Annotated in this window: 8 protein-coding genes and 1 pseudogene; 5 read left to right on the top strand and 4 right to left on the bottom strand. The window is 59.8% G+C overall.

Annotated features, from left to right (window positions below; translation table 11 throughout):
- Positions 1 to 235 (bottom strand): annotated as a pseudogene (locus tag FXB40_RS47385) (Crp/Fnr family transcriptional regulator); the annotation flags it as partial.
- A 691-nt stretch (positions 236 to 926) separates the two neighbouring features.
- Between FXB40_RS47385 and ltrA the strand changes: the two are divergent.
- The 4 genes from ltrA to FXB40_RS47365 all read left to right on the top strand — a co-directional run bounded on the left by ltrA (position 927) and on the right by FXB40_RS47365 (position 7,011).
- Positions 927 to 2,249: a group II intron reverse transcriptase/maturase gene (gene ltrA / locus FXB40_RS47380; RefSeq protein WP_187437631.1), complete on the top strand. Its 1,323-nt coding sequence runs from the start codon at positions 927 to 929 to the stop codon at positions 2,247 to 2,249.
- A gap of 165 nt (positions 2,250 to 2,414) precedes the next feature.
- A complete protein-coding gene (locus FXB40_RS47375) occupies positions 2,415 to 3,629 on the top strand; it encodes an adenylate/guanylate cyclase domain-containing protein (protein ID WP_148779106.1) in 1,215 nt (404 codons plus the stop codon).
- An 821-nt stretch (positions 3,630 to 4,450) separates the two neighbouring features.
- Positions 4,451 to 5,698: a Na+/H+ antiporter NhaA gene (nhaA, locus tag FXB40_RS47370; protein WP_148779105.1), complete on the top strand. Its 1,248-nt coding sequence runs from the start codon at positions 4,451 to 4,453 to the stop codon at positions 5,696 to 5,698.
- 287 nt (positions 5,699 to 5,985) lie between these two features.
- On the top strand, positions 5,986 to 7,011 hold the full coding sequence (locus FXB40_RS47365; RefSeq protein ID WP_246208397.1) for a heme-binding protein: 1,026 nt from the start codon (positions 5,986 to 5,988) through the stop codon (positions 7,009 to 7,011).
- A gap of 1,332 nt (positions 7,012 to 8,343) precedes the next feature.
- On the opposite strand, the gene FXB40_RS48635 is transcribed toward FXB40_RS47365, so the two are convergent.
- The gene (locus tag FXB40_RS48635; protein ID WP_187437630.1) at positions 8,344 to 8,520 is read right to left on the bottom strand and encodes a hypothetical protein; all 177 of its coding nucleotides are present in this window, start codon (positions 8,518 to 8,520) and stop codon (positions 8,344 to 8,346) included.
- Between the two features lie 504 nt (positions 8,521 to 9,024).
- Positions 9,025 to 9,222, bottom strand: coding sequence for a hypothetical protein (locus tag FXB40_RS47345; RefSeq protein WP_148779102.1), 198 nt, complete (start codon positions 9,220 to 9,222; stop codon positions 9,025 to 9,027).
- A gap of 258 nt (positions 9,223 to 9,480) precedes the next feature.
- On the opposite strand from FXB40_RS47345, the gene FXB40_RS47340 reads away from it, so the two are divergent.
- Complete coding sequence (locus tag FXB40_RS47340) at positions 9,481 to 10,104, top strand: methyltransferase domain-containing protein (RefSeq protein ID WP_148779101.1); 624 nt, start codon at positions 9,481 to 9,483, stop codon at positions 10,102 to 10,104.
- A 116-nt stretch (positions 10,105 to 10,220) separates the two neighbouring features.
- On the opposite strand, the gene FXB40_RS47335 is transcribed toward FXB40_RS47340, so the two are convergent.
- A complete protein-coding gene (locus FXB40_RS47335) occupies positions 10,221 to 10,457 on the bottom strand; it encodes a hypothetical protein (protein ID WP_148779100.1) in 237 nt (78 codons plus the stop codon).
- Between the last annotated feature and the right edge of the window lie 540 nt (positions 10,458 to 10,997).

The following is a 10,997-nucleotide window of genomic DNA, read 5'->3' as shown; positions in this document are numbered from 1 at the left end:
TTCTCTGCATCAGCAAGGTAGCGACAAGGAAGATTGCGCCGACCAAGGCAAACATGTTGGCGAGCGTGATGTTGGCCAACACAATTTCTAGCAGCCGATCAAACAGTGCGTCGTAGGTGACGTTGTTGGGATCAAGCCCCATTTGAACGAGAATCTTTGCAATCCTGAGATTATCTGCCGCCGTATCAAGGATGCGGTTTAGTATCGTGGAAAGATCTGCACTGATGGGCTCCATCGGATCATCTCTCACAAAGCGGTCAGTACCCCCGAATATATCCCGGATACTGATGATCGAGGGGCGATATTGAAGGCGCTTTTTGTTGCGGCGCATGAGTCCGAAAGTGGCCCATCGCTGCCATACGAGAGGCGGATCGTCATGTCGGCTCTCAAGGACGGACCGGAAGTTTCCAGCCGGGCGCCAAACTGACGCGAATGACCGTGCGCCCCGAGGGCGCGAACTATCAGTGAGGGAAGGTCTCACCCGGATAATTGTCGATTGGTCCGGAAGCTGGCAGGCGGCACGGCCGGGTAACTGGCTGGGCCGGAGCCCTGCGACAAAGGCGGCCTTGGGCTGCTGAGCGATCCGATGGGCCGTAACAAAGTGAAGCCCGAGCAGGCCTCGAAAGTTCTAGTGCGGATGCTACCCTCCGGTCATTTGGGGAAGGCCGCACGTGTGGGGAAGCAATCGACACGCGCACCCACGCGATCCGCCGGGGTAGTGGGCACGGCACGTCGGAAGGGTGGTTCGTAGTTACAGGGGGAGACCCGTCAAGGGCGAGGGTAGCGGCCTCAACGTCGCGAAAGGCGGCGGCCATGGCGGGAGTCCGACGGGGCAATAGGAGCGTTGATGCCGGGTAACGCCGATGGAGCAAAGGGCCCCGACTTCTGGTGCGCTTTTGAAGATGGTGAGGTGAAGGTGATTGGTGATGAACCTGACAACGCCTGGTAAGATCCGGAACCTTCAGAGAAAGCTCTACTGCAAAGCCAAGGCGGAGCCCACCTTCCGCTTCTATCTGCTCTACGACGAGATCTGTCGCGAGGACATCCTGTTACACGCCTATCGGCTCGCCCGCGTTAATGCGGGTGCACCGGGCGTGGATGGGATGACGTTTGCTCGCATCGAGGAGCAGGGCCTGGAAGCATGGTTGGCGGGCTTGCGCGTGGAACTGGTCTCGAAGACATACCGACCTGATCCGGTGCGGCGGGTGATGATCCCCAAAGCGAATGGTGGCGAGCGTCCGCTCGGCATTCCGACCATTCGTGATCGTGTGATTCAGACTGCCGCCAAGATCGTGATCGAACCTATCTTCGAGGCTGACTTCGAGGACAATGCCTACGGCTACCGGCCCGCTCGCGGGGCGGTGGACGCGGTCAAGGAAGTGCACCGGCATTTATGCCGGGGCTATGCCGACGTGGTTGATGCTGATTTGTCCAAGTACTTCGATACGATTCCGCATTCCGAGCTGATGAAGTCAGTAGCCCGGCGTGTCGTGGATCGAAACGTCCTGCGCCTCATCAAGATGTGGCTGAGGGCGCCGATCGAGGAACGGGACGCGGACGGAGCCCGGCGCATGAGTGGCGGCAAGGGAAACACGCGCGGCACGCCGCAAGGCGGCGTCGCAAGTCCACTGCTGGCCAACATCTACATAAACCGGTTCCTGAAGCATTGGCGTTTGACTGGCTGCGGCGAGAGCTTCCAGGCTCACGTCGTCTCCTATGCCGACGACTTCGTTATCCTCAGCCGCGGTCGTGCGGCGGAGGCATTAGCGTGGACGAAGGCGGTGATGACCAAGCTCGGGCTGACGATCAACGAGGCGAAAACTTCGTTGAGAAACGCCCGACAGGAACGCTTCGACTTCCTCGGCTACTCGTTCGGCGTGCATCGGTTTGAGGCGAACGGGAATTGGTATCTGGGTGCAAGCCCGTCCAAGAAGAGTGTGAAACGGCTCAAGACAAGAATCGGCGATCTTCTGGTGCCGAGCAATATCGATCCATGGCCGGAAGTATGTGACAAGCTGAACAGGACACTGCGAGGCTGGTCCAACTACTTTGGCTACGGCTCGCGGAGCAAGGCATACCGTAGCGTCGACCAATACGTCTTTGAACGATTGCGCAGGTTCCTCGCGCGAAGGCACAAGGTGCAAGGGCGCGGCAATCGCCGATTCACATTCGATGTCATTCATCGAGAACTCGGCGTTCTGTGCCTCCAACGCCTGCCCCGAGCGGTCCCGTCGTGTGCCTTGCGGTGAAGCTGGTCGGAAAGCCGGATGCCGGAAATCGGCTCGTCCGGTTTGATGAGCGGGGATGGGAAACGGAGCGTTGGCCATAGGCCCCAAGCTACCGCGCCCATCCTCGACTCTACCATAGCGGGCACGCCGCCCGCTACCGAGCAACCCGTCACGACTTGCCCGCCGATGGCCCTTCTATCGCGCTCGTTAGTAGCTAACCTGAGCGCCGGTAACGTCGAGCGAGAAACCCTCACCAGGGTCCATGGTTCCGAGTACCCTATCGATATCGTGCTGGTGCCCGGTTGGATATCCAACGTCGAAGTGTTCTGGGAAGAACCTGTTGTCGCCCGGTTTCTGCAAGAGCTCGCATCCTTTGCTCGCCTCATTCTCTTTGACAAGCGCGGCACCGGCCTGTCTGACCGGCTCGTCGAAGTTGCGACGCTGGAGCAGCGCATGGACGACGTACGCGCCGTCATGGATGCAGTGGGCTCGAAATGCGCCGCCCTGATGGGCTACTCGGAAGACGGACCTTTGTGCGCGTTATTTTCGGCGACCTACCCGGAACGCACGTCCGCGCTCATCATGATAAACAGCTACGCCAGAATCACGCGCACCAAGGACTATCCGTGGGGTCCGACGGAAGGAGAACTGATCGCCTTTCTCGATAAGGTGGCAAGCGATTGGGGAGGACCGCTGGACATTGACCAACGCATTCCGACCATGGCGAACGACAGCCGCTTCGCGCACTGGTGGGCGCGTTTCCTTCGGCAGGGAGCAACGCCAAAGGCTCTCCTTAGTTTGGCTCACGCAAACATGCAGATCGATATTCGCCACGTGCTGCCCTCCGTTCGCGTGCCGGCCCTCATACTGCACGCGGACGCCGACCGGATTATTGAAGCCGGGCATGGACGTTACCTCGCAGGCGCCGTTTGTGGCGCAAAGCTAGTGATCTACCCGGCACGGGATCATGTGCCTTTTGCTGATGGGGCGCAGCACGTCATCCGGCATGTTCGCGAGTTCTTGACCGGCGCGTATCGGCCTGCACCGGTCGACAGCACCTTGTGCACGATTCTATTCACCGACATCGTCGGGTCCACTCGCCAGCTGGTTGAGCGTGGGGACCGCGCGTGGGCCGATCTGCTGGCAGCCCATAACAATGCGGTTCGTTCCGAGCTGGCGCTTTATCGCGGTCGCGAGGTCAACAACACTGGTGATGGGTTCGTGGCCATTTTTGATGGTCCAGCGCGATCCATCCGGTGCGCGCAGGCAATTCGCGACGCGCTGCGGCCAATTGGCGTCAACGTGCGGATGGGGCTGCATTCAGGCGAATGCGAGATTCAGGATGGAGCTGTCTCCGGCCTTGCCGTCCATATTGCAGCGCGGGTATCCGCGGCTGCGTAAGCCGGAGACATCGTCGATCGCGTACCGTGAAGGATTTGGTGGCTGGCTCGGGCCTTGGATTCGCAGATTTCGGCTGCACGCGCTCAAGGGAGTTCCAGATAATTGGCAACTCTATCGAGTAACGGCGTGACCCGTCCCCGCGCCAATCGGCGTGTCCTCTCTAATTCCTTGCCTTCGCGTGACTACGACAAATGCAACATGCGCTTTGGCTATGGACGGTCCGCTTCTGGCCCATCAGCGAAGTCATGGCGCGCCATATTGAAGTCCGCTCAGCGAGGCATGGCGGACTAGATTTGCTCACGTCGAGTTCTTCGCATTTTGACCCTTAGCCGACCTATGCCGTTGAGAAACGTTGGACATCGAATTATGTACTGGTTAGCCGGGTCTTGCTGGAGTTGACCTTTGAAAGTCATTTGGGCGGCTGTTGGGGCTCTTCTTGTTGGTCTTTTCGGACTGATGATCTGGATCGGACTCACGCACCTCTATCGGCCGGCGGATCTTTTGGTCCTGCCAAGGCGAAAAAGAGGACGCCTGCTCTTATCATACAAGTTTCGTGAGTTGCTCCGGCAGTATAGAAGCGGTGGCAAAGAAGGCATGTCGCCGTTACGATATCTTGTTGGCCCCCGAATCCGAGTCCAAGGGTGGCAATTGCGATTATCGAACCATGCGCGTGCTTTGTAAGCGGTGAGTAGGCTTCTTGGGATCATTCTTCCAAGGTTGAATTGTTGTCATCCCGATGTATAACTTCGCTCGGGTGCTCGCTGCATGGAGCAGCGACAGGTCAAGCGATGGTCGGGCCGCCACGCGGAGCGTGTGCGCCCATGAACGATCAGCTTCCCGGCCAGGATTTGCCAAGCAAAGACCTGCCGAAAATCCAACCTCTTGTCGAGCGGGCCCTCGCGACACTCCAGCATTTCCTGCATGTCGAGGTCGTCAGCGATATCGTGCTCCTCGTGGCTGCGGCAGCGGCATTGCTATGGGCCAACTCACCTTTTGCCCGTTCCTATCACGATGTCTGGAACCTGCCGATTCCGCTTCGCCTCGACGGGCTTGCCTTCGAGAGGCCGCTGCATTTCTGGATCAACGACGCTTTGATGACGGTATTCTTTCTCGTCGTCGGCATGGAGATCCGCCGTGAAAGCCACGAGGGCGCGCTGAGCAAATTCGATCAGGCCATTCTGCCGGTGCTGGCGGCCTTCGGCGGGGTCATCGTTCCTGCGCTGATCTATCTCGGCTTCAACGCCGCTTCGGGGCGCGACCATGGCTGGGCGATACCGATCGCAACCGACATCGCGTTCGCCGTCGGCGTGCTGGCGCTGCTCGGAAAATCCATTCCAGGCAACGTTCGAATCTTTCTGCTGGCGCTTGCCATCATCGACGACATCATCGCGGTTCTCATCATCGCGTTGTTCTACACCAGCGGACTCGATCCAAACGGCTTCGCCGTTGCCGCGCTCGGCGTGCTCATGGCGCTTGGCCTTCAGCGGATCGGGCTTGGCTCCGCATATGGCTACGTCGTGCCGGCGCTGATCGTCTGGGCGGGATTTCTCATGGCCGGGGTTCATCCCACACTCGCAGGCGTCGTGCTTGGCCTGATCACACCGGTGCGCTCGCCCAAGCCGGAGATCGTGCCGCCGGTCATCCGTGTGGAGACAGCACTGCATCCTTGGGTCGCTTACGCCATCATGCCGCTCTTCGCGCTGGCGAATGCGGGTGTCAGCTTCAAGGGCATGGACCTAGGCGGTGGCGCTCAGCTCGTTACACTGGGCGTTGCGCTCGCCCTGTGTTTGGGGAAGCCGGTTGGCGTAATCGGTGCAACGTGGCTTGCTGTGCTCGCGGGCTGGTGCCGCTTGGCACCGGGCGTGTCGTGGGGCGGCATCTGTCTCATCGGGTTGCTGGCCGGCGTCGGCTTCACCATGTCGATCTTCATCGCCATGCTCGCCTTCACCGATGACAAGCTGCTGGACGCCGCGAAGCTCGGCGTGCTCCTCGGCTCGCTCATCTCTGTTACCCTGGGCCTTGGATGGGGGGCCGAATACGCTTATCGGCAACGAAAAGGCGAGCGGTGAAGACGTCTGCTCGTGGCCCATCGGCGAAGTGGCGGCAGCCCTCCAGGAGGTCCGCTCATCGAAGCATTGCGGACCAGATTTGCTCACGTTGATTTCTTCGCATGTTGACTAACTCGGAGCTCGCCGGGATTTCTGTGAACCTCTGCGGGCCCTCCCAGACTTAACCATTGGACCACTGTGCTTTCGGCGGCATTAGGTCATCGCCACTGTCACGAAGGCGTCCGAAGAACATGCCTTGCTCTCGACTGCAGTTTTGAACGCGGCCAGCTTCGCAGTCTCCAGCGCGCTTGCTCGTCGTCGCGCAGTGCCGTTTTCTTTTGGAGGTTCTGGAAAATAGCAGATTTTGCGCGGGCACGATGGGGCCGCGCTTCGCTGACCACCCATCGCATCACAGGAGCAGCACAATGAACGTCAAGCGACGATTTCTTTCCTGTTCGATCAGCGCTCTCGTTACCATGGTGACTGTCCCGGCCTTTGCGGATTGCGCCGCTCTGCCGGATTTTTCGCAACTTCGTTCGGCACTTGCCGGCGCCATCACGCCCGCCTCCGGTGCCAACGGCGGTCTCGGCTTCCACATGTGGGGCACACTGGTTGCAAACGACGGCACTGTCTGCGCGGTCGCCTTCTCGGGCAGCCAAGGCACCTCACAATGGCTAGGCAGCCGCGTCATTTCTGCCCAGAAGGCAAACACGGCGAACGACTTCAGCGTGGGTAAAAACGCGACACCCTCCGGCAGTCTGTTTCCGACCGGGCTTGCGTTGTCGACCGCCAACCTGTTCACCGCCGTGCAGCCGGGTGGCAGCCTCTATGGGCTGCAGCACAGCAATCCGGTCGATACCGCGGCTGCCTACGGCAATCGTCCACCGTTCTCGGGCAACGGCATCAGCACGGCAAACTTCAATCCGGGGCCGTCCAGCGGCTCGTCGTTCGGCACGCCGAATGACCCGATGGTCGGCCAGCGCATCGGCGGCGTGAACGTGTTCGGCGGCGGCCTTGCGCTCTATCGCAACGGAGCCAAGGTTGGCGGCGTCGGCGTCAGCGGCGACACCTCCTGCACCGATCACATGGTGGCATGGCGGGTCCGAAATTCCCTTGGGCTCGATCAGTTACAGGGCGTTAAGGGCGTCGCGGATGCGGCTCATCCCGATAACATCATCTTCGACATCACAGCGAACGCCGACGGCACTGGCGGTACGGGCCAGGCGCCCAACGGGCAGGGCGGGGTCGGCCATAGCGCGGGCGGCTTTGGTCATCCGAAGTGCCTGAATAATCCTTCCGACGCTGCCGTGGCCGGTCTTCCGCCCGTGAAGTGACAGCGCATTCGGCGCGGGAAGCACACCCCGTTTCCCGCGTCGGAGGCAGGACTGGGGTTTGTGACGATTGCCTATTTACCTCGGGCGCGCATGGAATCCGGTCGTGGCCGAGCGGCTGGCCGATCTGGAAGCCTGCCACCGAGCAGTCGCGCGTAGAGGAGGCGCGACGGATCCTCGAGGAGTACGTGGCCCACCTGCGGGAGATCATTGAGAAGCTCCGCCGCCTGACTTGAGTCCTAAGGAACGGAGCCGCGGCGGGGATGAGCGACTTGGCCAGCATCGGCAGGTCGAAGTCAACCGCAGTTGGCCCTGATGATGATAAGGCCCGCCGGTTAACGCTGGCGGGCCTACCGGAATACGAAGGCCGCAGGGAGGTTAAATCGCTGCGGCCCGCGCATGGTCAAATAAGCCGGGTAGAAAGGTCTAAGTGTAATATGCAGCCAGCCCCGGCGCATAAAATATTGCCCCAACTTTGACTTAATTTCAACTGGATGTCGGTGGAACCGAATTATGCCTATCGGGCATTGAGTTCCCTGAGGGAAGAACCGCCCGGGGCTGGCTGGGTGGCGGGCCCTCACCCCAAGCACAAGCCGCCATATCCCCCCGGCCGGTCCCAAGGGAACCTTGGGCTTTATTCCTCATTCAGTCTATGAGATTGCCGGATCTTGCGGGTTGCCTCGTAAGGGGTAGAATACAACCTCTTTTAGAAGTTTGATTTGGAGCTACCCTTGCCAGGGAGTCTCAAAACGCTCGTCTTCGCCTATGTGCGCTCGAAAAACAAGCAAGCTCTTCAGAATATGCGAGAGCTTCGGCGCCAGTTGCTCGAACCGCTTCAGTCCACATCCAGCATCAATGCGGCTCAGTCGCGAGAGTCCATACATGAGGACCTTCGAGTGATTGAGGAGGGACTAGAGCAGCTCGCCACGGAACGGCTGAAGAAGTGAATAGGTGGCGCACTTCGCGCTTCGCCTGGCGGTCCTCGCATTCTCATGCATTCTCAGTACGCGCTCCCACGTTCATCGAGGATGAGCCAGTACGCCGTTCCGAGCGGGCGCCGAAGGAATTTCAAAGCTCTGCGGGCCGCCGCGTCAGCCTCTCCAACCGAGCGGCATTGTTCTTTCAATGTTATTGCTGGCATGCTGACGTCAATGTCCGGCCCGAAGGGCTCGACCAAGACAATTTGAGCGCGGTACATTTCGGCACGCCTCTCTAGTTGGAGTTGTCCTAGTTCCAACAGCAAGTGTCCCAACCTAGTCAGCTTAGAAGTCTAAATCTTGACGGTGCCGATAGAAACTCTGTGTCGACGCTTACTGATCTAGACGGACGACCCAGTCAGAGACTAAGACTCCATTTCACCGTCAACGTGAGAACGCGCAGCAAAAAGTACAGCCAACCTGCCATAGCCAGGATAGCCACGGTGGCGAAGGCCGGTCCAATGGCGATGTCTGTTAGCTTGCCTTCTGGTGGCGCGTCCGGCTGCTTGGCAACCGTTGGTTCTGAACCAATCATACACGACCCCGCGATACGCTCGGGACAATGTGGCAATCGGAATGACGGGCAATGGTTCCTAGCCGTCTTGTGCGACAGGTCCGTGTCAGCTGATTGGATCTACCCGCGCTTTTTGGTCATGTCGTGTTTCGATACCCCGATGATTGCACGGTTGCGTCGCTTTTAGGGGCCGCCGGTTCACGCTGGCGGGCCTTCGGTGTCACAATACGTTGACGGACAGGTGTCAACCTCGCAAGCGCGGGGGTTTCAGAACCCGGACTGGAATGCATTGCGAACGCCGCCGAGCACACATATTCGCTTGGCGGAGCGGTGCTTGAGGAAGTTTGCAAAAATATCCCCGTCAGTGAAACCGGAGCCAGAACTTTCGTTGCCTCGAAGATTCTTGAAGCTGCGGCGGATGGGCAAGTTTCAACCGACGCGTTGAGGGCGGCAGGTCGCAAGGCGCTGAACCCACCTACGATGTAGCGGTGATCAGTGCCGCGCGGCCTTCAGCGAAGGGTCAGGTCATCCGATGCTTGATGACTTCGCGTGCAGCCTGGTCCGGTCGCCGGTGATCTGCTCGACATAGTCGTCGATCGCGTCGAGCAGTGGACGCACATAGCCGAGGGTCCGTTCGCGGATGAGATAGCGGCGGAGCCGATCCAGTTCGACGAGCTCTGCCTCGACCGCCTTGGCGCGCCATTCTTCGTTGAGCTTGCGCATCCGCTCTTGGTGGTACGCCTTCGCGGTCGCTCGGTTCTCTGCCTTCTCATGCCGCCATCGAAACGCGGCGCAAGCGAGAATCAAATCGTCAACCGGTAGCGTGTTGCAACGCGCGCGAGCTACTGCCCGTCGTGTCCCGCAATTCGGCATCACTCGAGACCCGCTTCTCCAATTCTGACTTGACCATTTCCATATGTTTCTGATTGTTCCCTTGCGGAGATGCAAAAAAAGCCGACCGCTATGAGTTTAATACAGAAGATGCGGCGCAGGCTCTTTCGGCCTCGTGAGGTGATCGAAGGGTACGAAAATGTGGAGCTCGTCGAAACCATCTATCGCAAGACCGTTGCATTCCAAGCAGAAGCCAATCGGCCGCTCGAGAATGTGGAAAGTGTTCTCGATTTCGGCGGGGGAGCTGGCATCCACTACAAGGCTGCGCGCCGGCAGTCGCCCGATGTTCGTTGGGCGGTTGTTGAGACGCCAGCGATGGTGCGGCGCGCCAAGGATCTTGCGACCGACCGGCTGATGTTTTTTGAGCGGATCGAGCAGGCGGCCGATTGGCTGGGAAGCGTAGATCTCGTCCACTCAAACGGCGCCATACGATACGTCCCCAAGGCGTTGGAAACCATCAGGGCCCTTTGTTCGGTCCGGCCCGCAACGATAGCGTGGCATCGGGTCCCGATCAGCGATGGCGAGCCTAGGCGAGAAGTTCAGACCTCATATTTGAGCGACAACGGTCCCGGAATGTCACTCACGTCCATCGACAAGGTGGTAAAATACGAGCGGACTTGGCTTTCCGAGCAAGCCTTCGTCCAGGCTCATGAGGGATATCGCATCGCCGAGCGCGGTCCAGATCCGGCTGAGCGGGGAACGCAGCAATCTTGATTTGTGCACGGCTAGCCGGACGGCGCGAGCTACTGCGCGTCCTGGGTGTGGAGAAGAAGCCTACGGCGGCACATAGGGCTTCGGTCCGCTCTCTCAGCGCATGAGCGCGCCGAAGGTTAGAAACTCGCACCCGACAACAATAGAACTGCACCGATTGCCATAAGTAGAATGCCCGGCCAGTTTGCGCCAAGCCCCAAGAATCGCACGCCGCGCCCTGAGGGCTCGAGAGTGTCGGGAACCGGTCCGGAAGAACGCGGGCGGCTGAGCGATCCCGACCAAATAGCAGTGCGCGCCATATACAAGATGCCGCCGATAACGAGCAGCGCGCCGAACACCAGCAGGATATTGCTCATAACCCGAAGCTCCCGGGTTGGTGGTCGCCCCGATCACAACCTACCTCAACGCGCGCGGCACTTTAAAGGTCCTACGCGGCACCGGCGCGTCGCCGATTGCTTTTCCCCGTGGCCGGCGGCTGAGGCGGTAAACCACGGGGCCCGCCGGACGGCCTCATTCACACGAGGCAAGAGCCTGTCCGGAGGCCCCAGCATCATTATGCCCCCCGGCCCGATGCTGGGGCCACCACGGATGGAGATCGCTTTGGATGAGGCGTGGAGGGTCGTATTCGCAGTTTGCGCGACAGCAGTCGTAGCTGGCGGCGCCTTCTTCGCCATCCGGTTCATCATAGGCCTGCACCCCCGAGATCTCGCTTGTTGATTGGCTGGCCTGTTGCCGACCTTAAGCGCCCGCATGACGCGCTGGCGGGCCTAATTTCGATAGTGACGTGATTTTGGAATCGGTTCTAAACTCGTTCCTGCTTCCGAGCGGAGCCGGTGTTTTGGGGCGGGATCATGCGAGAGTTTCGCGCATATATCGTAAGCGCTAATTTCTCCGCA

It is taken from the genome of Bradyrhizobium rifense, assembly GCF_008123425.1.
GTDB lineage: Bacteria > Pseudomonadota > Alphaproteobacteria > Rhizobiales > Xanthobacteraceae > Bradyrhizobium > Bradyrhizobium rifense.
Note: the sequence above shows the minus strand (reverse complement) of the source record. Positions and strands in the feature narration are given on the sequence as shown.